The 25,973-nt window shown below is 57.0% G+C and carries 23 protein-coding genes and 3 pseudogenes; 9 read left to right on the forward strand and 17 right to left on the reverse strand.

Translation table 11 applies throughout. The features are described from left to right. Positions 1 to 717: 717 nt before the first annotated feature. Positions 718 to 1,767, forward strand: a complete 1,050-nt coding sequence (locus GGD46_RS28445) for a class I SAM-dependent methyltransferase (protein WP_004119923.1) — start codon at positions 718 to 720, stop codon at positions 1,765 to 1,767. A 431-nt stretch (positions 1,768 to 2,198) separates the two neighbouring features. Here GGD46_RS28445 and GGD46_RS28450 read toward each other — a convergent pair whose 3' ends face one another. From GGD46_RS28450 to GGD46_RS28460, 3 genes and pseudogenes are all read right to left on the reverse strand, one after another. Then, positions 2,199 to 2,600 (reverse strand): twin-arginine translocation signal domain-containing protein, encoded by a 402-nt coding sequence (locus GGD46_RS28450; protein ID WP_004119921.1) that lies wholly within the window; start codon positions 2,598 to 2,600, stop codon positions 2,199 to 2,201. Between the two features lie 208 nt (positions 2,601 to 2,808). Beyond that, a pseudogene (locus GGD46_RS34460) lies at positions 2,809 to 4,343 on the reverse strand (M10 family metallopeptidase C-terminal domain-containing protein); the annotation flags it as partial. 386 nt (positions 4,344 to 4,729) lie between these two features. Continuing rightward, a pseudogene (locus GGD46_RS28460) lies at positions 4,730 to 5,158 on the reverse strand (HlyD family secretion protein); the annotation flags it as partial. Position 5,159: 1 nt separating this feature from the next. Here GGD46_RS28460 and GGD46_RS28465 point away from each other — a divergent pair. Then, positions 5,160 to 5,840, forward strand: a complete 681-nt coding sequence (locus GGD46_RS28465; RefSeq protein ID WP_004119915.1) for an argininosuccinate synthase domain-containing protein — start codon at positions 5,160 to 5,162, stop codon at positions 5,838 to 5,840. Between the two features lie 3 nt (positions 5,841 to 5,843). On the opposite strand, the gene GGD46_RS28470 is transcribed toward GGD46_RS28465, so the two are convergent. Then, the gene (locus GGD46_RS28470; RefSeq protein WP_004128957.1) at positions 5,844 to 6,989 is read right to left on the reverse strand and encodes an ISAs1 family transposase; all 1,146 of its coding nucleotides are present in this window, start codon (positions 6,987 to 6,989) and stop codon (positions 5,844 to 5,846) included. 519 nt (positions 6,990 to 7,508) lie between these two features. On the opposite strand from GGD46_RS28470, the gene GGD46_RS28475 reads away from it, so the two are divergent. The 5 genes and pseudogenes from GGD46_RS28475 (at position 7,509) to arsK (ending at position 10,613) form a co-directional block, all read left to right on the forward strand. Next, positions 7,509 to 7,787: a hypothetical protein gene (locus tag GGD46_RS28475; protein ID WP_004119911.1), complete on the forward strand. Its 279-nt coding sequence runs from the start codon at positions 7,509 to 7,511 to the stop codon at positions 7,785 to 7,787. A gap of 279 nt (positions 7,788 to 8,066) precedes the next feature. Next, on the forward strand, positions 8,067 to 8,417 hold the full coding sequence (locus GGD46_RS28480; protein WP_004119910.1) for a DUF3088 domain-containing protein: 351 nt from the start codon (positions 8,067 to 8,069) through the stop codon (positions 8,415 to 8,417). A gap of 91 nt (positions 8,418 to 8,508) precedes the next feature. Continuing rightward, on the forward strand, positions 8,509 to 8,724 hold the full coding sequence (locus GGD46_RS28485) for a hypothetical protein (RefSeq protein ID WP_004119909.1): 216 nt from the start codon (positions 8,509 to 8,511) through the stop codon (positions 8,722 to 8,724). A 450-nt stretch (positions 8,725 to 9,174) separates the two neighbouring features. Continuing rightward, a pseudogene (locus tag GGD46_RS28490) lies at positions 9,175 to 9,381 on the forward strand (arsenical resistance protein ArsH); the annotation flags it as partial. Then, complete coding sequence (gene arsK, locus GGD46_RS28495) at positions 9,378 to 10,613, forward strand: arsenite efflux MFS transporter ArsK (RefSeq protein WP_004119907.1); 1,236 nt, start codon at positions 9,378 to 9,380, stop codon at positions 10,611 to 10,613. The pseudogene GGD46_RS28490 and the gene arsK, both read left to right, overlap by 4 nt. A gap of 255 nt (positions 10,614 to 10,868) precedes the next feature. On the opposite strand, the gene qatD is transcribed toward arsK, so the two are convergent. The 4 genes from qatD to GGD46_RS28515 all read right to left on the reverse strand — a co-directional run bounded on the left by qatD (position 10,869) and on the right by GGD46_RS28515 (position 15,614). After that, positions 10,869 to 11,609 (reverse strand): Qat anti-phage system TatD family nuclease QatD, encoded by a 741-nt coding sequence (qatD, locus tag GGD46_RS28500; protein ID WP_004119906.1) that lies wholly within the window; start codon positions 11,607 to 11,609, stop codon positions 10,869 to 10,871. Beyond that, positions 11,606 to 12,841 (reverse strand): Qat anti-phage system QueC-like protein QatC, encoded by a 1,236-nt coding sequence (gene qatC / locus GGD46_RS28505; RefSeq protein WP_240535453.1) that lies wholly within the window; start codon positions 12,839 to 12,841, stop codon positions 11,606 to 11,608. The genes qatD and qatC overlap by 4 nt, the downstream gene beginning before the upstream one ends. A gap of 35 nt (positions 12,842 to 12,876) precedes the next feature. Further along, positions 12,877 to 13,473, reverse strand: coding sequence for a Qat anti-phage system associated protein QatB (gene qatB, locus GGD46_RS28510; RefSeq protein WP_240535452.1), 597 nt, complete (start codon positions 13,471 to 13,473; stop codon positions 12,877 to 12,879). A gap of 290 nt (positions 13,474 to 13,763) precedes the next feature. After that, positions 13,764 to 15,614 carry a P-loop NTPase fold protein gene (locus tag GGD46_RS28515; protein WP_004119903.1) on the reverse strand — a complete coding sequence of 617 codons (1,851 nt, stop codon included), beginning with the start codon at positions 15,612 to 15,614 and terminating at the stop codon, positions 13,764 to 13,766. Between the two features lie 152 nt (positions 15,615 to 15,766). On the opposite strand from GGD46_RS28515, the gene GGD46_RS28520 reads away from it, so the two are divergent. Beyond that, positions 15,767 to 17,398 (forward strand): ATP-dependent nuclease, encoded by a 1,632-nt coding sequence (locus tag GGD46_RS28520; RefSeq protein ID WP_004119902.1) that lies wholly within the window; start codon positions 15,767 to 15,769, stop codon positions 17,396 to 17,398. Beyond that, complete coding sequence (locus tag GGD46_RS28525; protein ID WP_245305019.1) at positions 17,323 to 18,534, forward strand: UvrD-helicase domain-containing protein; 1,212 nt, start codon at positions 17,323 to 17,325, stop codon at positions 18,532 to 18,534. The genes GGD46_RS28520 and GGD46_RS28525 overlap by 76 nt, the downstream gene beginning before the upstream one ends. 85 nt (positions 18,535 to 18,619) lie before the next feature. On the opposite strand, the gene GGD46_RS28530 is transcribed toward GGD46_RS28525, so the two are convergent. From GGD46_RS28530 to GGD46_RS28570, 9 genes are all read right to left on the reverse strand, one after another. Then, a complete protein-coding gene (locus GGD46_RS28530; protein ID WP_004119898.1) occupies positions 18,620 to 19,855 on the reverse strand; it encodes a type II toxin-antitoxin system HipA family toxin in 1,236 nt (411 codons plus the stop codon). Further along, entirely contained in the window at positions 19,848 to 20,438 is a 591-nt protein-coding gene (locus tag GGD46_RS28535) for a helix-turn-helix domain-containing protein (protein ID WP_015341966.1), read from the reverse strand. The genes GGD46_RS28530 and GGD46_RS28535 overlap by 8 nt, the downstream gene beginning before the upstream one ends. A gap of 152 nt (positions 20,439 to 20,590) precedes the next feature. Further along, positions 20,591 to 21,049, reverse strand: a complete 459-nt coding sequence (locus GGD46_RS28540) for a hypothetical protein (RefSeq protein ID WP_240535451.1) — start codon at positions 21,047 to 21,049, stop codon at positions 20,591 to 20,593. Next, entirely contained in the window at positions 21,046 to 21,666 is a 621-nt protein-coding gene (locus GGD46_RS28545; protein ID WP_004119892.1) for a hypothetical protein, read from the reverse strand. Before GGD46_RS28545 ends, GGD46_RS28540 begins: the two co-directional genes overlap by 4 nt. Before the next feature lie 23 nt (positions 21,667 to 21,689). Next, a complete protein-coding gene (locus GGD46_RS28550) occupies positions 21,690 to 22,415 on the reverse strand; it encodes a DUF5677 domain-containing protein (protein WP_240535450.1) in 726 nt (241 codons plus the stop codon). Between the two features lie 258 nt (positions 22,416 to 22,673). Continuing rightward, entirely contained in the window at positions 22,674 to 23,663 is a 990-nt protein-coding gene (locus tag GGD46_RS28555) for a hypothetical protein (protein WP_004119888.1), read from the reverse strand. A 6-nt stretch (positions 23,664 to 23,669) separates the two neighbouring features. Next, positions 23,670 to 24,173, reverse strand: coding sequence for a hypothetical protein (locus tag GGD46_RS28560; protein WP_004119886.1), 504 nt, complete (start codon positions 24,171 to 24,173; stop codon positions 23,670 to 23,672). Between the two features lie 22 nt (positions 24,174 to 24,195). Next, the gene (locus GGD46_RS28565; RefSeq protein ID WP_004119883.1) at positions 24,196 to 25,296 is read right to left on the reverse strand and encodes a helix-turn-helix domain-containing protein; all 1,101 of its coding nucleotides are present in this window, start codon (positions 25,294 to 25,296) and stop codon (positions 24,196 to 24,198) included. A 12-nt stretch (positions 25,297 to 25,308) separates the two neighbouring features. Continuing rightward, positions 25,309 to 25,932: a hypothetical protein gene (locus GGD46_RS28570; RefSeq protein WP_004119881.1), complete on the reverse strand. Its 624-nt coding sequence runs from the start codon at positions 25,930 to 25,932 to the stop codon at positions 25,309 to 25,311. Positions 25,933 to 25,973 lie beyond the last annotated feature (41 nt).

The raw sequence follows: 25,973 nt of genomic DNA on the forward strand, positions 1-25,973 counted from the left end.
GGCTGGTCGCCCCAGTGAGCGAAATCGCAACCAGCCTGTCCGTCTGCACCTTTGAATCGCGAAATCAGGTTGGGAAAGAAAAACGAATTCTTCGGCCGCTTATGATTCTAAGTTAGACATGACCTCTGGTTGTGACTGCCGCAGACATACGACAGCCTTGCGTGCGAGCAGTGATGCCGGAATTAGATCAGTGTTGGCCATTCTCAGTTCCTCGGCTTTCAGACCCGCAGCTTGCATCGAGATCCGGGCGTTCGTTAATACCGTCTTCGCCCATTTGTTGTCGCCCCTCCCAAAACTTCCTCTTCATCGTGGCACTGATCGGGGGCGGATTGCGACACGACATGTCCGCAACCCTACACCCCCCCGATGAAACATCCGCAATCTCGGACGGTTGCGGGGGCGACCTGATTGGCACGAGTAGTGCTCAGAAGAAGCCGGGGGGCTAAACCCAAGAGCGCGACGGAGGTACCATCGGCGGCATTATTCGCTGAAAACGGATGGCGATTAAACCGCCCAGTTTGCGCACCGCAAGCGTCTACGCGTTACTGTCGTGCGAGAAGGCCATGCAGTTAGAGGGATGCGCAGGTTCTAGATGAGCGTCTACGCAAAGCGTAGGCGGTGCATACATCCGAAATCGAGGGCATCGAGTTCATCTGTTTCCGACCCCTTGAACCACAAGCGGCGCATGAGGCCGCCACAAATCACGAGGAATTTCACATGACAGAAATCAACGAAACAACGCTCAATGAACTCGTGAGCCGCGTCCTTGACGACCTTGGCGGAGCGCTCAGCGTGCCGCTGGTACGGATTGGAGATGCTCTCGGGCTATACAGGACGCTGAAGGCAGTCGGGCCGGTGAAGGCCGACGAACTTGCCGATGCCTCGGGATGCGCACCTCGTTATGTGCGGGAGTGGCTGGCGGCACAGGCAGCCTCAGGTTATGTGCATCATGAGCGAGGATTGTTCTCGCTGACGCCGGAGCAGGCCTTCGTGTTTGCCGAGCCGGACAGCGCGGTCAATCTCGTTGGCGCGTTCGATATCGCTGCTGCGATGGTCGAAAACCAGCCGAAGGTGCAGTCCGCCTTCAAAACCGGCCGAGGCGTTGCCTGGGGAGATCAGGCTGGCTGCATGTTCTGCGCCGTCGCGCGACTATTCCGCCCAGGTTATATTAATTCCCTTGTGCAGGACTGGCTGCCGGCACTCCACGGTGTAATCGATAGATTGGAAACGGGCGCGAAGGTGGCGGACGTCGGATGTGGGCACGGGCTATCCACGATCCTTCTGGCGCAGGCGTTTCCCAATTCCCGCTTTGTGGGCTACGACTTCCATGCAGGCTCGATTGCCGCTGCGATCGCGCACGCCCAGGCACACGGGTTGACGAACCTGCACTTCGAGGTTGGCCGGGCGCAGGATTTCGACGGCGGAGATTTCGATTTGATCACCTGCTTCGACTGTTTGCACGACATGGGCGACCCGAAAGCCGCTGCGGCTCATATCCGAAAGGCGTTAAAAAAAGGCGGGGTCTGGATGGTGGTCGAACCAACGGCCGGAGATACCCTGGAGGAGAATATCAATCCGGTTGGACGGCTCTACTACTCAGCCTCGACGATGATCTGCGTTCCGACCTCGCTTGCCCAGGAGACAGGGCTCGCGCTCGGTGCGCAAGCTGGAGAGCGGCGATTGGCCGAGGTGATCCGCTCAGGCGGCTTCACTCATATCCGGCGTGCAGCCCAGACGCCCCTCAACATGGTGCTCGAAGCAACCTGACGAGAATGAGTGACGCATCGGTCCGGCCAGATGGGGCAGGCGCTCTGCGCGTGACGTCGGAAAGCGGGTAGCCGCCCTTGAAATTTGGTCGCGTCTGCTGGGTACAGGAGAAATCGCGCGCTTGCGATAAACTTAGGCCGGGTTCGAGTGCGATCCGGAACGCTGTCCTGCGGCTGTTTGGCGACGCCTTGTACCGGCGGACCTATGAGCAGCTCACACGCCCCTTCTGAAAGGCGGCCGAACAACCAAAGTCCCTAGCCCTTGGGTGCCCTCACCCGCAGATCGATCTCTCAACCTGGGATTTGATGGTGCGCCAGTTTGGTGGAGCAAAGCCTGCCGCTATTAGCCAGTGTCTACGCGCGAGTCAGGCGGTCACCTGTCGACATCGATTTTCGAGACGAGTTCTGTCGTCAGTCATTGGTCTTGCCCCCTTAATACATCACGATGTTGAGTGTGACGTCGACAGGCGAAGCCGCCTTGAGCTGGGTGCTCCCGCGCGCAACCAGCAGGCCATCCGCACGCTCCAAGCGCGCGACGATCTGCAGCGTTCTCGAAGCAGCCGAGCTTGCGGGCAGGGACAAGGAAAAGGCTATCGCCTTTGACCCGCCGTCGCTTCTGATGCGCGTTTCCGTGGCGCGACGTCGCGCATTATTTTGAATGGCACGGTCCTCGAGATAAATCTCAAGACGACCCTTCGGTATCACCGCGCCGCCCTCGAACGTGACCGTGCCGCGAATATCCGACGATTGAGCAGCGACTGGTCCGGCGACCGCCGCAACAGCCGCAGCCCCAACGGCCTGTAATACTGTGCGGCGGTCGGTCCGGTGCTTCATCGCACACTCTCCATGATTGCCTCGCAAGGCCCTGCGGTAGCGAGATTGCCGCTCAGCTAAGGGCTCGAAAAGATAAACCACTGCAAATGTAGTATCGGAAGGGGCGCCTGCAAGCGCCCCTCCTGGTATCGAGTTAGATGACAATGAAGTCGGCTGCCGAAAGCCTCAGATTTGGGGTCAGCTGCGCAACCTGAATGGCCGCAAGCTCTCCGCCTCCGTCGACGTCATATGACAACGCGCCGCTATCGGTGTTGTAGATGATGCGGTCGCCTGCGTTATGAGCGATGCCCTCCGCGCTCCCGTGGAACGCGCCCAAGGCGAGAGCGCCGTCTCCACCGCCGCTCTCAAAGACGAGACTGTCCAGCAGGATCATGTCGTTGATCACCCTGAAGTCCTTGATCCGCTCGACATTACCGTTCCCAAGCTCAGGCGAGAAGCGGAATGTATCCTGACCCTCGCCGCCGGTCAGCGTGTCCTCGCCAGCTCCGCCACAGAGGATGTTGCCATCGTTGCCAGGCAATTCGTCGGCGTAGATGATGTGTTCGACGTTGGCGATTTGCGGAATTTTCAGGTTCTTGGACAGGAGGATGACGGTGTCGTTCCCGCCGTTGGCCTTCTCGTGAATGACGTCGTCCGGGGAATCGACGAAATAGATATCGTCGCCGCCGTTGCCAGCCATGCGGTCGGCGCCGCCGCGGCCGTCGAGGACGTTGGCGCCGTCGTTGCCGATCAGGACATCGTCATGGCTGCTGCCGATGCCGTTCTCGACGTAATAGTCGGTCGCATCCGCGTTGTGTCCAGCGAAGATCGAAACATTGTTGCTGCAACCGTTGACGCTGGAGAAATGTCCGGCGCGCAAGTCGAGGATCGTACCCGCCGTCGAGCCGGAGAAATCGATCGTGTCGGTCCCGCCGGTATCATGGATCGCGAAGCCGATGTCATGCTGCTTGCCAGAGGAGGTCAGCTGGTAGCTACGCTGTGGGCTCCCGAAGCCGTAGATATTGTTCTCTGTGTTGAGGTCGATGTGCTGGTAGGTGCGCACTCCATTCGCGTCAACGGTTGAAAAAAGGCGGCGAATGAAGGCCTCGATGTCGGCCATAAGCGGCGTCGACGCAAACCAGAGGCTGGTTTCGCCGACAGCGTTGCTATCGAAATAGGACATGACGCTGTATTGCCACCGATCATATATCCAGGTCGCATCGTTCCGATAGGTGATCGGCTCGCGCCGTCGGGACCGCTGTAATTGTAGTCTCCAGGATGATTCAGACCGAATTGATGGCCGAATTCATGCATGAAGGCTTGGAAGACATAGCCGCCGACATCGGTCTTGTGGGCTTCCTTGTCGTCGAAACCCTGGCCGATGCTGACATGGTGACCGTTCGAATAGGCCATGCCATCGTCCTCCTCGCCAAGTTCGGGGCTGACAACCTCAATCTGGTCCGTGGTGCCGTCGAACGGCGCGTCGTCGATGATTTCGAATTTCAGGGGTGTGACAGACGCCCACATCTCTAAGGCGCCGATCGCGGCGGCCTTGTATTCCGGGTGGTTGTTGAGTTCGTAGAGATTGATCCTCACCGTTCCCGCAGCGATCTCGGGCGTCAGCCAACTGGGCAATGACCCAAGATGGTCGATAAAGGACTCATAATCCTCGCTCTTGCCATATGGGTTGTCGGGCGTCTGGTCGTTAATCCACCAGTCGTCGCTCGTCTGGCTTGGTTTTCCGGTCTGGCTTGGATGCGGCATCTTGGGATTCCTCTCTCTTCGATTGTGCGCAGTTACGGCTGTACCGTTCTGCAGGGGTCAAGACTTCCGGTACCAGTTTGGAGGACGCACAGTAGAGAAGGATTGACCTCACCATAAACCGCCCGATCGCTTAGGTTTTCTGTACCGTTGCTACTCAGAGGCCAATAACCGATGTTCATGATCCATTCGTCCTTAGCGCAGGATTTTGAACTGCTCCTGTCCTAACCCCAATTACATATGAGCCACAGCCTGCACGTGAGGCGCTGCGAACCCCCATACGCCGACGAAGCATTCCCCCGGAACGCATCGTTCTTAAAAACCGCTGCCCCGCCCGAGGCGCCCACCTCATTCGCCGATACCTACTCGCCGCTCCAGCCACGCGCTGCTCAATCCTCCCGAAACGCATGCTGCATCTGGTCGGTGAGCGGCTTTGTCAGGTAGGAGATGACGGTACGGTCGGCGATCTTGATGAAGACCTCGGCGGGCATGCCGGGGTAGAGCGAAAGGCCCTTGAGCTTGGCGAGGCTTTCCGGATCGGGGTGGATGCGCAGCGGATAATAGGTGGCCCCGGTGCGCTCATCGGTTACGAGGTCGGGAGCGACCGTCACGACCTCCGCCTCGACGTCGGGCGTGGTGCGCTGGTTAAAGGCGCTGAAGCGGATCTCGACCAACTGCCCGACGTGGATCTGGTCGATGTCACGGGTGGCCACCCGGGCTTCGACGGTCAGATCATCTGCCTCCGGTACGACGAGCATCAGCGTCTCGCCTGCCATGACGACGCCGTTGATGGTGTGGACTGCGAGCTGGTAGAGCCGCATGTGGAATCTCGTATCCACCGAGGATGGGATTCTCGCTTTTGTTCGCGGCGCATCAAAAGGGCAAGGAGCGCAATATTGGACCCAATCCCAGATAGGTCAGTTCTTTTCCTCGGGTGCTAAGCAAATTGCGGTTGTTCAGGCACCCCAGACCATCAGGACCAAAGGTTACGGTGCTGTGTCGCTCACCGCGTCGGAAATCTATCGCGTGGACTCCGATAACTTCGGCAGTCCGTATGAATGCTCGGTGATTTGCCGGCAGCAGAAGGCCGCCGCCCTCTCCAAGTTCGGACTGACTTTTGTGACGGATCGCACGTGGAGCGGGGACGAAAACCTCTGGTGCCGGGAATTTGAGTCTGGACCTTTGGACGATCCCGAGAACTTTTCTATCCCGGAAGAGGCGTTTGATTGGACCCGTAACATTGCCGCGCAGCAGCCGGTAGAGATCAAACTGGGGTTTATCGACGGAAATCTCGTGTCAATTGATGACCATGACGTTGCACTGATCGACACAATCCCGCTCCTAAATAAAACAGTTGGTAAATTCGGACACGGCCGCTTTGTCGGGCTCGAACACATTTCAACCGGTGAAAAGGTTCTCGAGGTCCGCGAGGCGCCCGCGGCGGCCATCATCATGGACGCGCTGCGGCACCTCGAAACCACGGCTCTGAATCCGGGTTAACAGTCATGCTCGGATGATTTCGGCCATGTATTGTGGGTTTCTGCCTGCTTTGTTTCGTCTGAGTTTGATACTGCGCTTGTCGTTATGGCTTCGAACCATGTTGATGGCGAAGTGTCGGACGACGGCCATGTTGGCTGGTCCATGCCCGGTTCGAGATCGGGCGGCATCCTCGTTGAAGGTGACGTCGAGTACCCAATGGAGGGAGTTCTCGATGGCCCAATGGCCACGTATGGCCTCGGCGAACTGGAGCGCGGTCATCGACCGCGAGGAGATATAGAAGCGGACCTGGCTGCTTTGCCTGGACTTTTCATAGACTTGTGCTTGCACCTTGACGATGGTGGCGATGGACGGGAAGCGGTATTCGCCGGGAAAGCGCCTGTCGCCGGAGAGCCAGTCGATTTGAGTGGAGACGGTGACCCGCCGCTCTTCGACCCGGCCATGGCCCTTGTCGACTTCGGTCACGGTTGAGGTGAGGTTTGCCGGAGCGTCGGCAAAGAAGCGCTCGATCTCACCCATCAGGCCGGGCTGATTGGCCTTGGCCGCCAGGAGGTAATCAGCGCCTGCATCGAGCACCGCCTGGGCGGTTTTGGCATTGCAGGCAATGGCGTCGATGGTCACGAGCGCGCCTTTCAGGCGATCCTTTTCGGCCAACCGTTCCAGCAGCAAGGGGATGGTGTCCTGCTCACAGCTTGTCGTTGCCACTGCCTCTTGTCCAAGAACCAGCCGTTCACGGGTGGCGAAAGCCGAGACGAGATGCAGCGCCGCCCGGCCGTTGGCCCGGTCATGACTGCCGCGCGAGGTCTTTCCGTCAATCGCCACCAGCGCCGGAGCATCGGGTCGAAGCGTCGCCGCCCAGGATATGAAGCAGTTCGAAAACAGGTCCGGATCGATCCGGTTGAGCAGAATGCGCAGCCAGCGCGAACCCGGTATGCCATGGTGATAGGGAAGAAACCGACGTAAAAACGCCAGGTTATCCTCTCCCCATTCGACGACCTCGTCAAAATCGTCGCATGCGCCGATCGTCCCGCAAACGACCAGAAGAAGCACCTCGGGTAACGGATGGGCGACCCGCCATTGCTCCCGCTCATCCTCAACGAGACTAAAATGGTCCAGCAAAACCCGCAGCCGCGGGCGATCGTCTTCAAACATGTCGGCCTCCAAATCACCGACACTCTTGAATCACACCCAAACCGTTCAGGGAAGAAACGTTAACCCGAGTTCAGAGCCGTGCCTCGAAACCGCTTCCCTTGACGTCGGATCAATCGTGTTGAAGCAAGGGCTGGAGCAAGCCTGGTCCCAGGAGGCGGTTTCAGGTGCATGGGGCAGTACTATTCACAGGATGTGCGATCGGGCCATAGCATCCGCACTCGAGGGCGTCAGCGGAAGCGTCAGCTACATAGTCGACAACACGCGCTTTCTACCTCGGTCCATCATAGCCAGCACGCCTAAATACATTACGGACCGCCACCTGTGGGAACACCAACCCGTCAGGGGTTCCGTGGAGCTGCAGCAAGGCTGCGGCGGAATAGAGCCTGGTCCGAAGGACGTGCCTGTGAAATCACGTGGCACCGATGGGAAAACAAATGAAGAACGATTTACGCCGTGCTATGCCTATTCACGGCACCTCGTTTCATAGGTGATGCAGGGATAGACAAGCAGGATGCTGTGATGCTGAAAACCGATACCCGCCAAGCGAATTGGCGCCGTGCCAATCCAGGCAAATACGATGCTCACCTTGCTGTGCAGCGAGCGGTGAAGGCAGGCGAGCTAGAAAAGCAAATATGCGAGGTTTGCGGGATCGAAGCGGTCGATGCCCATCATGATCAATACGATGAGCCTTTAAGGGTGCGGTGGTTATGCCGACGGCATCACACCCGGCTTCACCACTACGGCGAAGATATGTTTCCGATCAGGGACTTGATCACTGGCAGCGACTGCAGAAACTGACACGCAGTCCAATAACTGTCCGTACGGGGCAAAATGACCTGGTCATAAATTATCTTGGCAGGCTTTCGAACAGAGGAGATATTTCGGACAGCCTATTCGGCCTAAATTGACCCATACCGCACCTTTGCCTAATCTTTCAATTTCGTTGCGGAGGTGTGGCGAACTGGAAAAAGCCTGTCCGACAAACGGACGTTTTGCGGGCCGTGCAAGAGGCTGCCGCGCACTTGAAGATTGGCAAGCCCGCGCTCTACAATGCACTGAAATCGGAAAGGAAATGAAATGGCGAACCGCGACCGACTGTTCTTGCTGCGCCCGGGCTTTGACGATTCTGCCTATCCAGGTCAGCAGTTTTATTGCTGGCACTGCGCCCTTCTGGAGGGGGTGCTGGCCTCGTTCCCGGATTTGGCGATGAAGCTTAATGTCGAGCGCATAGAATGGCCGAGACCCAGACAAAGCGTCATCGCCCTTGTTGGAGAGCAAAACCAGTCCTTGCCCTTGCTGGTACTAGCGGAGGGAGACAGCTCGCCTCATCAAACAGGGGTTTATGAGGGGCGCATCTTCATCGCAGAGAAAGACAAGATCCTTGCCGCGCTATCGGATCGGCACTGCTTTCCGCTCCCACATCCATAACCAGTGAAAAGCGGTTCTTCACTCGTTCTCAAAAGCCGGACAGAATCACCACTTCGGTGTCGTGACGCCTAAAGGGAGAGGACATGAACGGATGAGACTGGTACGCCTGACCTTGAATGCCGCAGTCTTGGTGCTCGGCCTTGGCGCAATCTTCTTTATGATCGGCGCCACACTTGAATTTCTGAGGATCGATGTGGGCATGGCCGACGTGTTCCGTAGCACCATCTATTCATCGATTTGCACGATCCTGTTGGCATTCGCCGCCGTCTGCCTGGACAAAGCCAACCAAGCATTGTTGCGGAAATAGATGCTCTGAGGCGTGGGTGGGGCCATGGCCCCTGCTCGCGATGAGGTCTCGGAAGATAGCCAATCGGTTAAAGAGGAACCTGCTGGCAAATCACTTAGACCTGAGCCCGAGGCTGGCATACGCAGCCCCCTCCATCCATACCAATGGTCTTGCAGCGACGGTAAATGACTTGCAAATCGCGCATAATTAGGTTGATCAGGGGTTGTAGGAAAGCACTACCGGTGTGGCGGATATCCAAGTTCAACTGTGCGCATATCCTTGGTGGCAAGGCGGCCATCACTTGACGCGGAGAAAGATAATCGCGACATTTCAGAGATGACTATATTCAACCTCCTCGCTGTGAGAGTTCAGATCCGGACCGGCACCTTTGGTGCCAGTACGCGCTGCATCTGTCCTTCGCCTTGTCAGCAAGGCGGTCGACGCCGGTTGGGGCGAGCGGGAGGTTGCCGCAGCACTCGAAAGGCTTTCCAGGAATTCGATGCCAAGGGCCGGATGAAGCCATCCTCCTATTATGACCGTGTCGTCGATGTCTGCGAGGAGCTGGCAAAGTTCACCTGGCTGACGCGTGATGCGTCCGGCTACCTGACAGACCGCTACAGCGAGCGGAAAGAGGAGGCCGAAAAACTCGAACAGCGCGTGAGCCTCAAATCCATATGACGATGATCAGCACCGAACGACCGCCCGTCGCGGCTATCCTTGCCCTCGGTCTCACGCAGATCATCGGGTACGGATCGCTCTATTACAGCTTCAGCATCCTCGCACCGGGCATAGCGCGGGATCTGAAATGGTCGTCGAAATGGATTTTTGGCGCGTTGTCGGCCGGTCTCCTGATCGGCGGCTTGGCGGCCCCAGCCATGGGCAAGTGGATCGACCGCTTTGGTGCCGGTCGCGTCATGACAGCCGGCTCGGCGATTGCCGCCGCCGCCCTTGTGGCTTGTGCGTTTGCCTCTGGCAAGATTGCCTTCGTCGCCGCCCTGATCGCGCTTGAGACGGCTTCCAATCTCGTGCAGTACGGTGCGGCCTTCGCGCTTCTCGTTCAGATCAGACCAAAGGTCGCCCAGCGCAGCATTACCTACCTGACGCTGATCGCCGGCTTCGCCTCGACGATCTTCTGGCCGATCACGACGGCGCTCAACGCGCATATGTCGTGGCAGAATGTCTATCTGGTCTTCGCTGCGCTCAATGTCGCTGTCTGCCTGCCGATCCATGCGTGGCTGTCGTCCAGCGTCACCAGAAGCCGCAAGCGTGCATCGGCCGAGCCTGCAAAGCATGTCGAGCCAAGTCTCTCTCCGTCGATCCGCTCGCCAGCCTTCATGCTAATGGTAACAGGCTTTGCGCTGGAGAGCTTTGTCAATGCCGCGCTCCTCGTCCACATGGTCCCGGTTCTGTCGGGACTTGGGCTCGGAGCGATGGCGCTCATGGTAGGCACGCTGTTCGGCCCGTCGCAGGTGCTGAGCCGGTTCATCAACATGGTCTTCGGAGGCGGCCTACCGCAGCTGGTGCTGGCGCTGATCTCCGCCGTGCTGTTGCCGGCCGCGCTGGTCATCCTGATTGTCACCGCCCCCTCCGTGCCAGGCGCACTGGTGTTCGCCGTGGTCTTTGGCCTCGGCTCGGGCTTGAGCAGCATCGTGCAGGGAACCTTGCCGTTGGCGCTCTTCGGCAGTGAGGGTTACGGCCAACGACAGGGACAGGTATTGGCCATCCGTCTGGTGGTCTCGTCGACGGCGCCCTTTATCCTGGCATTCCTGATGACGAACGTCGGGGTGTTCTGGTCACTAACGGTTGCCGCCACTGTCGGCGCGATTGCCGTATTTGCGTTCGTCGCAATCAGCCGGCTGGCGCACCTGCCTGACCCTTCGCATCTCGCTCTTAACCGTGCCGAGACCTGATCTTTTCAACAGCCTTTGCGAAGGATCGAAGACAGTCCGCTCAACAGATCTCGAGATGTCCTCGACGGTGCCGCAAGGATCGCCATATCGCCAACCTCGCACGCCTTGAACCAATTCGAACTACCGACCGGAACGAAATTTTGCAAGGTACTGAAAACACATTCATTTCGCGATAAATCGAATGGCCCATGGTTTTGACGCAACGCATATTTTAGGAGGATGCTCTCGACAAGCGATCGCGCCCCTTATGCGCGGTTAGCTTTCGGCTCGACCATAGCCCAATTGTCGTAAGTTCTCCGCCACCCGCCCTTCGACCGAAAGCGCATCTTCCGACCACAGTTCTGCGATCGCGTTCAATACGCGGTCGAGCTCCCATGGTAGAACAGACCTGCCCTCGATTTGTGTGAATGGTCCGTCAGATTCGGTTAACAGGCGATCACGGGGGATCATTTTGACGATATCCCGGCCCTTCTGACCATGGATCATCCCTGGTCCCACGCTGAACCAACAGCCCATGGAGACGGCGCGATCCAGCTCTCGCTTTGTCCCCGAAAACCAATGAAGGATTGGTGTTCCTGCGCCTTTGTGCGCTTCGAGTGCGTCCATTACTTGCGTGGCCGCCCGCCGACTATGAATAGTCATTACACGACCGCCCGCCTGGTCGCATAGATCTAAAATGCGATGAAACACCCGCTTTTGGGTTTCCCAGTGGGGTCGCAACTCGGGTGAGCCGTCTAACCCGATCTCCCCTACGTATGTGGCTGATGGCAGGAGTTTTTCAAATAAGGGAAGTTCGCCATGGCGTTCATGTGCAATCTGTGGGTGCAGCCCGAGCGCCGTTCTGATCCGCTTTGCCTTATGTGAAAGAGCAAGCGTACCTTCCCAAGCCGAGGGCGTGTTAGTGACAGAGAGAACATAGATATTCCGGCTCACGCAGGACTGCGTGACCGCAACAGGATCCGGGTACAGATCAAGATGGCAATGGAAGTCAATCACTTAACACCATATAGTCGATGCAGCTCACCGAGTTCGTTTAACCCTCGATCTAGCATGCCGCGGACACCGTTACGATCACCAATATCCGGAGGCGACAAGGTGTGGCCAAGCCACCGATCGAGGCCGTCAGCTTTCACCGAAGCCAACGCTATGGCAACGGAACGAACATCATCGAACGACGCGTGGTCTTCATCATCCTTTCCCAAGGGCTCGTAGACGTAATCCGTCGTATCGCGCTTCGCGTCCCATGCGACGAATGCTGCCCGTCTCACTTGACAGGGAACGCAGCGACCGCAGTGCCGGTAATTGAACCGCTGAAAGCGCCCACAGCTGGTCGAATGCGCGGCCTCGGTCTGAAGGAAAATCTGGTCCTTGCATTCGATAAGCATCTCGCCCTTCGTTTTTTGGGCGTAGGGATTTTCGATCTTCACGTTGAGGCTTGCGGCATCGAGGATCTTCTGGAATCGCGTTAGGAAGACAGGGTGCGCCGTGCGCGTGCTCAGGCTTCCAAGCCGGGAACCGGTGAGCGGCGGATTGATCGCAATGAACCCATTTTCGCAAACGTAGAGCGGGGCGGTGTTGCCTTTTGCGTATTTCTCCAGCGATGTAGCTACGACCACGCCAAAGGTCAAAAAGATCAGAGAGCGCGCTCGCTGTGACGTTTCCTGCACGGTGGGGGAAGTCGCAACGTGATTGAGCTGCAGGTGCTTCGTCAGACCAATTTCCTGTGCGAAATCCCGTTGCTTCAGACCGTCCCCTCGAACGTTCTGGCTGACTGCCACCGGCTTCAATCCATCACGAGTCAGATCGATTGCGCCAACGAGACTGTCCAATCCGCCGGACAACAACACGACGCAGTCTTCTTTCAGCACCGAAATCTTCTTCGGCGGAGCGGGTAAAACGCCGCCGTCATGAAACCGAAGCTTCCAGCGGTCCGTTGTCAGGAACGCGAGCGCCTGCCGAAATTCGTTGGCCATCGTATTCCAGAAAGCTCGGTCGGAAACGGCGACATCGAGTTCAATCTCTCTAGTCCAGCCATCGGCGCTGTCATCCCGCAGTACCGAAAAGTCGGCGGTGATGATTGAAAGTGCGATCGAAAGCAGATCCCATGCCCGTCGATGGGGGTTCAGCCCCTTTCGCCGAAGCTCTGCCTTGACGGCTTCACCCGCACTTGCCTCCGAGGGGATGCGTGGCTGACCATACAGGACAACACGCAGATCGCCTTCTTCCAATGGAAGCTCGAACGATCCAGGTCCACAAACGAGCCTCATTCTGCGTATCCCTCGAAAACCTGAAAGGTATCCCGTAGTGCATCTCTAACCACCGCGGCGATACGGTTCGAGTTTACGCTCTTGCCCGCCGCTCTGAGTTTGCGAAAGGAAGCAGCTACGGTCTGCTTGATGTAGTCACGCACCTGTTTCAGGCGACTGAGAGCCACTGTGGCGGTGGGCGCTTTCTCGATGATTGTTTTTCCGACATCGAGTTCGAACCGACGAGCAACATCCATTGCGGTGAAACGCTCGATGGCGAATTCACGCTGTTCCGGTGTCAGGGCAGCCAAATCGGCATCAGGGTACTTCACCAAGAGATCCGAAAGCGAGTCCTTGATGGCGGTTCGTTCAGCCTCGGCGTCCTGAGTGCCGTCGACCGGCCGAACCGCTTCGACGACAGCATCCATCACCTCGTTCGCGGTGCGGCCCGCAAGAAGCGCCGGATCCAGTGCACTGCCTGCGGGCTGTTGCCCCATAGTTTCGAGGATGCCGCCGAGTGCACTGGCTGTGGAAGCGGTCCCACCAAATCTGCTGGTGGTCGTCCTCGATCCGCCGTAGCCGTTACGCACGTAGTTTCCCAAGCTGCGGCGCATATCACTTAAGTTTCCGGCCTTCGCAAATTCGCCAAGGCTTCGGCGGGTACCAGCGAACCGGTGACCGGGCGCGAGAGGGGCCGCTGGTGGCGGCACGTTAGGCGCAACGGGTTTGTTGGGAGCGGCATCTACCGGCTCCTGCTCCGGCGGATTTAGATCTGGAGCGGGGTCTGGCGGCGCGTCCGGTGGTTGATCACCGGAAGGCGGATCTTCCGCCGGTGGCGCGGGGGTCCACGCGGGCACCATGTGGACGCCTCCCTTGGGTCCGTTACTTGATTGAGATGTCCCCATTATTGTTCGGCCTTCTCAATCGCTCTTTTGACCACCAGCGGCACGCCCGTGCGCTTCCATTTCTCGAAAACGCCGTCCGCCCAAGGTTGGTCTCCGATTTTCGGAACGATCCCCGGAGTAATCTGCGCCGGTGGACGATCGTTCAGAAATGCCGCCAATCGTAGTCCTTGCTGAGGATCGGCTTTCGCAACCGCGAGGCAGGCTTCCAGGATAGCTGGAACTCCCCATTCTTGTTCTTGATGAGCACGGTCCAGGAGACGATCCATAATGATCGAGGTTTCTACGCGCGACACGCGTGCCAATTTGTCGACCAGGGCCGCAGCCATTTCAGGGTGGGTGAGCATTGCGGTCAATATTTCGGCCGCTTCGGTCGTTAAACGGTCACCGGGCGTTATGAGCGGCGCGTGCTCGCGGCTCACATACAAAGCGCCCAACAACTTCGCATCGTGTAGCGGCGGAGGCAAAGCCAGCCATTCCCTCGAGAAAGGAGCATCCCAGGGCGCGGCAAGGTTTAGGTCTTTTCCCTCTGTGGCCGCTTCTTCCCAATCCTTCAGGAATCTGGGTTTGCCGTCATCGTCTTGGCTAACGGCCTTCAATAGTTCGGCGTAAGCCAACGGGCTACCGAGACGTTCGAACAGGAGAAGCTTGGCGAGGACCGCCTCATCCACGCCGACGCCCTGAGCATTGGAGATCGCCATGCGGATAGAAAGTGCATTCAGGAAACGCTTGATCAGTCGGGGATTACCGACGATGCCCGAGGCAGTCGTCATGATAGGCGCAAGCCTTTCAGCCGTATCAAAACGTCCGATAAGATCTGCCGGTATGTTCTCGTGCAGTCCCGTTACATATGCCTTGTCGACGCGCGCGCCCTGCCACGTCTTTCGCAACTGATCGATTATCCCAACCCGCAGTTTTTCCTTTACGTCGTCCTTCAAGTCGCTGTTTTCGATGTAGAGCAACATCATGTACGCGCGGACTTCCTGCGTTCCCAAGGGAGGAACGCGGATAGGCACCTGGATCAATTTGTCGAAGTAGCTCGTTACAAGTAGATCGTCGGGAACGCCTTCGAAATGCTTGCGGACGGCGTGTTTGATCATGTCGTTGTCGGCCGCGATGACGAATGCCGTATTTTTCAGAAACAGGAACAGCCGTATGGCCTCAAGGGTCGAGATCGTCGTCTCGGGGAGGCAACGGTCAAGGTCGTCGATCAACACGACAAGAGTTACCCCAAGCTCCTCAAGGGTCTCCTCGAAATTATCCCTGAGGGCTTGGATTTCCTTAGGTGGTGAGGTTTCCTCTGCCGGATTGAGAAGCCCGGAGGCAGCACTTGCCACCTCACCCGCTTTCGATTTGGCGTCTTCGATTAGTTTTTGGTCGACGGAACCACCTAGAAACCGCTGCCCCAGCCCCCACACTTCGCCGATGAGCCCAGTTGGAGGAAGTCCCATCGACACCGCTATCGCCGAACCGGCAGCGAGCTTCATTGCACGCAGCCAGTTCACGCGCTTGATGAGCGCCTTGGCCTTGTCTACTCCTCTTTCGCGCGCTCTTGCTTCCTGCTCTAGCTTCGTCGCGATGACGTCCATCAATGCGGCGCGAGCGTCGTCATAACCTTGGTAAAGCCAAGCATTGAATTCGACGAAGACGAAGTCCTTCTCGCCTTCTTTCCTCTCTCGGTTAGCGAGGGATGCTTGGGTCAGTTTTATCATGGAGGATTTTCCAATGCCCCATGATCCCGAGACACCGATTGAAATTGGGCGCCCCCGCGCCTGGACGATGATTTCCGCTACGGTGTCGGCCACTCCCGAAAAATTAAGGAAGTCTTTTTCAGTCTCATTATCTGCCCACATTCAAGGCCTCCCCCGTCGCACCTGTCGATAGTAAAACCATCGCACCGAGACGTCGCACCGATGATTCGCGTCACCCTACATTTGCAACGTATTGTTCGCGCCGAAGCTGTGTCAATTTGGAAATTCTTGCCTCGCTGGAAATAGGGAAGTCGATGTACATCGAGAAGGTCAAGATAAAGAACTTCAAGTGTTTCGAAGGCTGGTTCGCAGCCGATTTCAATCGGGGCGTCAACATCATCGTCGGCAACAACGAAGCCGGAAAATCCACGCTGCTCGAAGCTATCCATCTATGCCTGACGGGTATGCTGAACGGGAAATACCTGCGCAACGAATTATCTCCCTATCTTTTTAACCGGAAGGTCGAGCGGGCGTATCTGGACAGCATCGCCGCGAAACAACCTCTCGATCCGCCGGAGATCCAGATCGAGCTGTTTTTCGGCGGTGATAGCGACGCGTTGGAAGACCTGCGCGGAAACGGGAATTCCGAGAAAAACGACAAGGCTCGCGGCCTTCTCTTCTCGATCGAGTTCGACAAGAAATATGACGGTGCCTATACCGAGTTGCTGAAGAACAGGGAGATCAACTCGATACCCTTGGAATTCTATCAGGTGCAATGGTCGGAATTCTCCCGCCAACCGGCGATGCCTCGCACCATTCCCATTAAATCGGCCCTCATCGATTCAACAAGCACGCGTGTGCAGAGCGGTTCGGATATGTACATCTCCCGCATCGTCAGAGAGTTTTTGGACGACAAGGAACGTGTTGCGATATCCCAAGCCCACCGCAAGCTGAAAGACGCCTTCAAGGCCGACGGCAATGTCGGCGCCATTAATGAAAGATTGGCGGAAGCGGCGAAGATCAGCCGAAAAAAGGTCAGCATCTCGGTCGATATGTCGTCTCATAATGCCTGGGAAAACAGCCTCATGACTTATATCGAGGATGTGCCCTTCCACTATATCGGCAAGGGCGAGCAGTGCATCGTCAAAACGCGACTCGCGCTGAGCAGCAAAAAGAACAGCGAAGCGACCGTATTGCTGATCGAGGAACCGGAAAACCACCTCTCGCACTCGAAGCTCAACCAGCTCATCAGCGATATCAGCACCGACAATAGCGGCAAGCAGGTCATCATCACCACGCATAGCAGCTTCGTCGCGAACAAACTAGGACTGGACCACCTGATCCTGTTACGGGAAGCGAAGGTCACACGGATCGAGGATCTGGACGCGAGCGACTTCTTCCATAAGCTGCCTGGCTATGACACGCTGCGTCTCGTGTTGTCGCAGAAGTCGATCCTTGTAGAGGGCGATGCGGACGAGCTGGTCGTCCAACGGGCCTACATGGATACCAACGGGGGAAAATTGCCGATCGACGACGAGATCGATGTCATCTCGGTCGGGCTTTCGTTCCTGCGTTTTCTCGAACTGGCGACGGCGCTGAAAATCCCCGTCGTGGTCGCAACCGACAACGACGGGGATACTGCTGCGCTTGAAAAGAAGTACGCCAAATACAAGGACGTCGATCATATCACAATCTGCTATGATCCTGTGGTGGATAAGGGCGACCTGGTCCTCGGCGGCAAGCCTTTCAACTATAACACCCTTGAGCCGAAACTGGTCAAATCCAATAGCGTCGAGACCTTCAACACGCTGTTCGGTACCAAGCATGATCTCGATAACCTTCATCGTTATATGAAGAACAACAAGACCGAATGCGCGCTGGCGATTTTCTCGGCGAAGACGAAAATCAGTTATCCGAAATATATTCTGGATGCGATCGCCAAATGATGGGGCCGAATAAGCTCGTCATTGCTGCGGCAGGCTCGGGGAAGACCACCTACCTCGTCAGGCAGGCGCTTGCCGTTGAACAAAAACGGGTCCTCATCACCACCTACACGGAATCGAACGAAAAAGAGATCCGGCGCAAATTTTTCGAAATCAATGGCTCGGTTCCGGGCAACGTGCATATCCAGACCTGGTTCAGTCTGCTGATCGAGCACGGCATCAAGCCCTTTCAAGGCAAGCTGTTCGATTGGGATGTCGCTGGCATGCTTCTAGTTTCGCAGAGATCCGGTTTGCGCGGGCGCGACCGGCAAGGCCGTCCCATGTATTGGGGTGAGGAAGATTTCAGACGCTGCTACTTCGACCGTCGAAATCGCGTCTATTCAGACAAATTGTCGAGGCTGATGATACGGTGCAACGAGGCATCGGACGGCGCTGTCATCGAGCGGCTTTCCCGTATCTATCACTTTATTTTCGTAGATGAGGTGCAGGATCTGGCAGGCCACGACCTCGACATTTTGGCGGCGCTCTTCCAAAGCCCCGTCAACGTCGTCATGGTGGGTGATCCCCGTCAGGTCACCTATGTGACCCATCTGGAGGCTCGCCTTAAGAAGTACAGGGATGGCGGCATTGCCGACTTCATTCGGGCGGAACTTCCCCGAAAGGTTACCTGCGATATTGATGTGACCAGCCTCATGACATCGCACCGAAATAGCACCGCTATCTGTGAACTATCGTCGAAGCTCTATCCAAAGTTGGCGGCTGCGACTGCATGTAAATGCGTCGACTGCAGGCAGCCGGTCCCTGGTGATGCGGGTCTCCACATCGTCCGACGTAACGATCTGCCACGCTATCTCAAGACCGGACGACCGGTACAGCTGCGATGGAGTTCCGCCGTTAAGGTCGCATCTGTAGAACTGCCGTCGCTTACATTCGGACGATCCAAGGGACTCGGTTTTGACCGCGTCATTATCTATCCGACGAATGAAATGATGGACTGGCTGAAGAGCGCCCAATCGGCGTTGAAAGCCGAAACCCGTGCAAAACTCTATGTTGCCCTAACCCGCGCAAGGCATACGGTAGCGGTGGTCCATGACCTTGCCGATGGTGAAGTCGTTCCAGGATTCACATTGTTCCAGTAGCGAAAATCTCCGGAAAATGCACCCTATATAGATCTATGATTTCATCCTTGGCGGTGGGGCATCATCTTCCGATGATGACCTTTTTCTAGGTAGCTTCGTTGAATTCCCGATACAGCTCGATTGTGGGCAGATGTGCATCGATAGTCTCGCGCACCTTCGCGGCCATCGGCAGGTTGTTTTTCTCGTTTTTCCACACATCCATAAACCGTCCGACCGTCTCGCGTGCTGTGTCGAGGACCAGCTTTTCGGACAGCGCCGACTTGGCGGCCAGATGTGCAAGCTCGTCCTTCGATAGCTCCGCCATTCTTTTCGTGCGTGAAAAGTTAAGCGCGGCCGTATCCTCTCCCTCGATATAGGGGATTGTCGATAGCAGGTCGTAAGCCGGCGAGAGCGCAGGGGTACGGCGATCGGGGTAGATCAGCGACCAGTTCTTCAGATGCATGTCGCCATTGCCGATCAGTGTGCTGAAGACCAACCGGCGGATGAACTCCGCCACGTCGGCCGTGCTCGTCTCGATGCCGAGGACGCGGGCGATCATCCGGTAATTGCCCTTGCTGTACTTGTCATCCGGCTTCACGCCAAACACCTGCGCAAAATCCTCGATATGCACCGGACCCTCCGGCGTACGGTCGAAACGCCTAATGGCGAGCGCCTGCCCGTGCAGTTCTCCTACCCCCTGTGGCAGGCCGCTCACCGCATCCAGCTCGACCAGCTGGATCTCCGGCACGTCCATGCCCATCATCGCGGCGATGGTCATCATGGAGAATTCGTTCTCCGGCACGCCGCTATACTGCTGGGAGGGCAGCTTCACGATCCATGATCCACCGGTACCCTCGGCCGGAATAGTCAGGCCGCCTCCCTTCGTGGTGTTCTTGAAGGCCGAGAATTTCAGCTGCACACCGGCCAACGAAAAGCGCAATGCATTCGGTCGCGCTTCGACAGAAGCCTGCTCGTCATCGGGCGGCAGGTCATCACCCACGGTGGGATGGACCGTCACTGCACCGGGCAGATCACGACCGAGCATCCAGAGCAGGAAGAATTCCCGCGTCTGTTTTACGCCAGCACGCTCGGCGAGGTATTTTCGCAGCGGCCCTTCCGGCAACAGGTTCGAGAAGAAGGGTGGGACCACCATGTTATATGGGCGGAACTTCGTAATCAGGGCGCCGAACGGGTCCTTGAAGGACAAGCTGAGTGTCGGCCGCTTTTCGTTTTCGATATAGTCCTCGTTGAATGCGAAGATGGTGCGCCCGTCCTGCAGGTTCGTCAGGGTCGCGACCGGTTCTCCGTTTAGCCTGACATCGAGTACCGTGACCTTAGGCATCATCGTCCTCCTCATCCAGCGCGTAGGCCGAGCGCGGGATTGCGTCATCCCGGTCGCGATGCACCGCGGCGTTGCGCAGTTGCCTTATCTCGCGAACGATCGCACCCATTTCCTGACGTGACATCTTGTCGGTCTGAGAATTTTCAAGGCGGTTGGCTGCCCGCCTGAGGATGTCCAGCTCGTCGGGAGTCAGTGGCAGATGGCGTAGGAGGCCCAGGCTATCCTTGAACGCGTCCGCGTCGGCACTCGTCCCGACCCCATACCCGTACTGCGCAGACGATCGCTCGAGACGCGCGACCAGTTTGCGTTGGTCAGATGTGAGGACGTCATTCGACGCCGAACTACTTTCGAGGATGTTGCGGATCGCCGGCATCAGCTTCTTCGGCGCAAGGACGATCTCGAGGTCGAGCGCGCGCGCCACATCCACCAAGCTGCCGAGCCCAGGCTCCATTGTACCCCGCTCGATCTGGGAAATATGGCTCTGCGTCAGGCCCGAACGAGCGCTCAGCTCACGCTGGCTTACTTTCTGTCCTTCCCGGGCAGCGCGTAACTGCTGTGTTATATGCTCTGTTTTATATGCCACGATCATTATCCTGTATCGCATGATGGGAGATATACAGGATAATATATAGACAATTCCGTAAGGCAGCGCAACTCTGATATACAGATCTGTATCACTGAACAATTTTATATATAATCATATGTCAATCAGCCATGATGACTCATCATACCGGCCTAGCTTCTGTAGCCGCCCATGAGGGCGCGCAACATATCGGCCTGTGCAGACCCTGCCGGCATCGTATCCACTGTGAAAGGGACATTGATATAGGCCTGCCCGTCAGGTTGCGGCTGCGCATGCACGCCGAATTCCTCAAAAAGCCGGTAACCGACCGCCCCGACATCGATCAGCGCATCATAGCTCGGCCACTCACCACGCGTATCCCATAGGCCGCGCAGCTGCTCCACCAGCCGGCCGATCGCCCTGACCAAAGCCTGATCCTCGGTCGGCAATTCTGGCGCCACCTCGCAGAGGTTGTCGGATTCGTTCATCCCGTCCAGATGGCCGAACAGGTAGGATGCGATCCGCAAGGGCTCAAGAATGACAATACCGACTTCCTGAAAGACCCGCACCACATTGCCATGCAGGCGATAGGACCGGATGGCATCGTGCGCCCTGCCGCGGCAATCCTTCAACCGAACGGCCAAATTGTCGCGGAAACGGGCTTCCTCGTTGACCGCGAACCCCGCCGACAAACGGCAGACCGCATATTCACCCCGGCAGGCTTCGGCGAAGTGCTGCTCGTGATCGCTGATGAAATGCCCGGTCGGCGGACGAAAATGGATGCCGGGAATTGGTCCTCGCGAAAGGCGATTTCTTCGACATGTGCGCATTCATGGGCGATGATGGCAATGGCCGTGCGGAAATCCTCTTCATCGCGATCGGCCCCCTCGAGCACAATCGGGCATACCGGACCCGCGGACAAAACGATATGTGTCTTCACGGCGTCGCCACGCATGACCACGACACTCTTTCCGACGCCGGCCAGGCCCTCGTCATTGGTGCGGCTCAACGGCGCCAGCCCTTCGACGCCCCGATCGAGGTCGCGCAGCGCCTCGTCGTAATCGACCGCTACGGTCACACCGTCGAGCGCGCTGATATCGATATATTCCCCGACCTCGCGCAGAATGTGGAACATCTGCTGCCCGAGGCATTCGGCGCCGTACTGGTTGGTGATGCCCTGTACCGTCACCTGAATCTGCGGAAGCGTGGAGGCAGGCACCTCTTGTCGCGGCGTGTCGCTCGTATCCATATTAGCCCCTCTCTCCCCTCACCTCATGCGGTTTCACCCAGCTGCGCCTGCCCGCCGGCGGCAAGCACCTTATAGCGGGCATGCAGGTTATAGAATGCTTCGTCGCCCACCATGGTGAGTATCATGCGCACAAGGCTGAAGACGCACAGCAAAACGGAGAGGCCGAGTATGTTCAGCGTCTCCTGCAGCTCGTCTTCCTCCAGCAGAGGATCGAGGCTGAACAATGCGGTCCCGTCCGGCAGGAACGAACGATGCCGTAATAGCGAGCTGTAGGTGACATGTGCCGTGTCGGCCGAGATCTCACGATACATGTGCGCCATGCGCGGGAACTGGCTGTCCTTGCTCAGGTCACTCGGCTTGAGCTGCGCGCCCTTCTTGTCATTCAGGAATTCCTGCAGCAGCTTATGCGAGCCGGCATCAAGGTCCGTCTGCATGTCCTTTAACGCCTTGGCTCTCGACCATTTACTCGTGGCTTCGTCATCCTTGAGCGCCTGCAAATAGTCAGGCTTGCGGCACGCTGCATCCATATGGATCGCGCATTCGACGACCTTGCGGCAGGTACTGCGCACATCGAGCACCTTGTCATGCTCAGCGAGCAACAATGCCGTGTCGAACAATGTCAGGGCACGGGCGAACAGCGCGAATTTCACGAACAGCAGTTCGGGCTCTTCGCCTTCCGGCGCATCGAAGCTGTCCACGTCCGCGAGCTTCGCCGAGCCATGCGGAAATCCCTCATCCATTGCAGCCATGCTTCATTTATCTGGGGCTGATCATCATTCATGCGATTCTTCCTGGTTGCCACCGGTACATGTGGAGTCAAATAGCTATCCGGAGGATAATCCCACCGCCAAATGGTTCGGCGGAATGCGATGCGACTATGCGATAATCAGGAAGTCGGCAGCCGTCAGCGCCAAACCTTTGTCGAGAGAGGCGAACTGGACCGCAGCAGCCTTTTCCGTACCGTCAGCCTGGTACTGGAGAGCACCCGTGTCTTTATATGGCCGTTCCTACATCGTGGCGAACGTGAACGGAATGCGGAAGCCGCAATTGCCGTGCTCATCCCATTGGAAGAAGAAGCCACCCTCGCCCAGCACATCGATGATGATCTCGCCGATCGGTGCGAATTCGCTTCGATCTTCCCATTGCCCGTACCTGGCCCACAGTTCTCTTAGCGCGGTGCGCAGCCTTTCGAAAAACGGCGCGAACCAATGCCCTCCCAGCGCCCTGCGAACCGCAGGCACATCGTCTATCGTCAAGCCGTGACCGTCCATATGGCCGAGCAGATAACTGCCGCTCGTCATCAGGTTCTGGTAATACCGCAGGACCTCGGAGAGTATTCGGTCATGGTCGTGATCGGTGCGATAGCGTCGGATACATTCGTTTGCCCGGTTCATCGTCTCCTCGAGATGGGTGATGAATGCATTGGTGTAATCCTGCAGAGGATCTCGGCCGAACGGGGCTGCGATGCGGCAAGCCGCATACTCATCCCAGCAGGCGTTTTCGGCCTGCCCTTCGCAGGCATCTGCGGCATCATCGTAGATTTTTTTCAGCAGCGTATCGGGGAACGCCTTGTCAGTCGTCATGGCGAGTTCGACATGTGCGCATTCATGAGCGAGCAGATGCAGGGAATGGGCATAGTGCTCATCTTTCTCGTCCGGCAGTGAATAGATATAGGCAGCGTTCAGTACCAAATGCGATTTGAGAATACCGTCACGGATGACGCTCGGCGCCATCGCAACGCCTTCGACCAGCTCGGAGCTGGGCGTTAGGCGGTGGTCCGTCTCATATCCTCTATCGAGTGCGAGAAGCGCTTCCTTGTAATCGACGGCGATGGTGATGCCGTCCAGCCGCTCGAGATTGATGTAACGGCTCAACTCCCGCACATAATCGCCGACGCAATAGGCGAGCTTCTCGCCTGCTTTTTCTTCCATGCCTTGGACTGAAATACCAATGCTGGGCACGGTGATCGGTCGCTCTTCCTCGGTGGTCTCCGTCATGCTTCCTCACTCTGACTGCAAATGCGTCTTGGCCCAGACCAGCGCGCTCAACGCCCCTGCCCTTGCCTCTTCCACGGATGCGAATTCCTTGTTGCCGCTGCGGGTCGCACCGTTCTTGCGGTTCGTCACCACCACGCCAAAGCCTGCATTTTTAGGGAATACCGTCAGATTATACCCTTCGGTGTTGATGTAATCATTGCCCTTGGCCGAACGTTTCCATGAGCGCTCGGCCCATGTCCTACGGCGTTTGGCGAGGCTCCTTAATCCCCTCTCCCGTTCTTTCGGACGGACATAGTCCTCTTCCATATGTTCGGCACAGACGCAGTCAACGGCCAATGCTTCCGTGGTCTGGCCGTGCTCCATATAATGGACGTAGCGGATGGTGACGCTTTCGCACATTTCGCAAAGCTGGGAAGGCTCACCCAAATCCTCGATCCCGACACATGACCATCCCTTTTTGGGCACCCCAGCTTCGGACCATTTGCCATGACTCGTGTGATCCCTGGTCATCGCGTCCACTCAATCTTGACGTCTATTTCACGATACTGAGCTTTGAGCGTCGGACTTCACCACCCTCATTGTCGGTACCGTGCTGGGGCAGAATACAAAATAAAAGTCGTTCGACCTCAGTCATTGGAAGCGATAGCTCATCGGCAACGTCCACGAGACTTTTCCGCTCCGCCCAAAGCTGGGATAAAACCTTCCCCCATAGCACAGACGTTTCCCTGGGGATGCCATCAGGCTCGCTCGTGCGATAACCGCGTTTCCCAAGCTCGATACATATGGAACGGTATTGCCATTCGGAGAGCATGGGTCTGGTAAGATGTGCCAGTCGGTATGCCAGCGCCATTGCCGAGACGCGCCACCTTTTCTTCGCCCGTAAAATGAGATCAGCCGTTATAAGACGGGGCATTCTGACCCTGACGTCTTCCTCCGGCATTAGAAAGGCGGAAGCGAAGCGGTTTGCCTCCACCTCGGCCGTGCGTGTATCTTCGTCCGCGCCTGAGGTTTGGCCATGCCTGTGCAGGACCAAATGGCCCAGTTCGTGAGCCGCATCAAAAATACTACGCTCCGCCGATTTGAACGAATTCAGAAACACATACGCTTTGTCATTTTGCCAGAACGAGAATGCATCGACATTTGCGGTGGTTTCTTCTAGCCCCAGGACGCGGATGCCTTTGGCCTCCATCAGTTTCATCATGTTTGCGATGGGTTGGTAACTGAGGCCCCAGTGCTGGCGGAGAGCATCGGCGGCAGCTTCAGGTGTCAATTCCGGGTCGAAATGCGGCAAATCCAACGCCGGTAGATTGTATCGATTTTCAAGCCACTCATAGACTTCGACCCCGTTATCGCCGGCCGAAAGGGCAGCGTTTCGTTCTTTCGCGGTCATGCTCGACAGGCTGCGAAAGCTGACGATTTCTGCTGAAAGGAGTGCGGGGTCCTCCTTGAAGAAAAACTGCACGGGATAACCGAGAACCTCTGCGAGCTTCTCAAGTGTTCCAGAATCCGCCTGGTTCTGACCGGTTTCAAGCCGCGTGATTGTGACCGGCGATACGCCGGCCTTTTCTGCGAGTTCCTTCGCTGTCAGCTTCTGCCTTTTCCTGGCGAGGCTGAGTCTCTTTCCATTGAACATGATTGTTCGGCTTTATTTTCGACTGACGACGATATCCAGATCCGGATCGTTGGTCGGTTCATTGATGCCAAAATCGACCGCGTCCAGATCGCCACCCTCAATCAAAAATACGCGATCGATACAGCGAAGGAATTGGCCATTCTTCACCACAGGTAAGCTGAGTTCCATTGCGCCAAACTGATCGACCATCAGGTAATATGTTTTGTGGTCTCCATGAAACTTGACCACGCTGATAGGGAGGTCGATACCGGCAGCTTCAAACATATCGCCACAAGCCACGCGCTCGGAGCCAGCGCCTTTTCGAGACCGCGCTCTAGGATCCGCTTTGCGGCAGGCTTGATTGACATTTACAAAGAGAACTCGAAGCTTGAGGACGTCATTGCGGATGCCTTCCACACCTTCCTCGCTAAAGATCTCCCAATTTCCACCGAGGTTTTCGGCTCGAAGGCCCTTCACTCCGTCCATATACGCGAACATGCCGGCGGCATTGGTGGGATGCAGTGGTGAGGCAGTCGCAGCAGCAGCAAGTGCGTGATGACCTGCCGCGATCAATTTCTCACGCTCAAGTTCCAGACGAGCAAGGTAAAGGTCGCCAATCTCAGGATCAGTGATTGTCTTTGGGCTGATATTTTCCATGCCGCCTACTCATGTTAATGTTCTCTACCTCATTTGTGGAG

Origin of the sequence: Martinezella lusitana (genome assembly GCF_014207095.1) — a bacterium.
In the GTDB taxonomy this organism is placed as follows: Bacteria; Pseudomonadota; Alphaproteobacteria; order Rhizobiales; family Rhizobiaceae; genus Rhizobium; species Rhizobium lusitanum_B.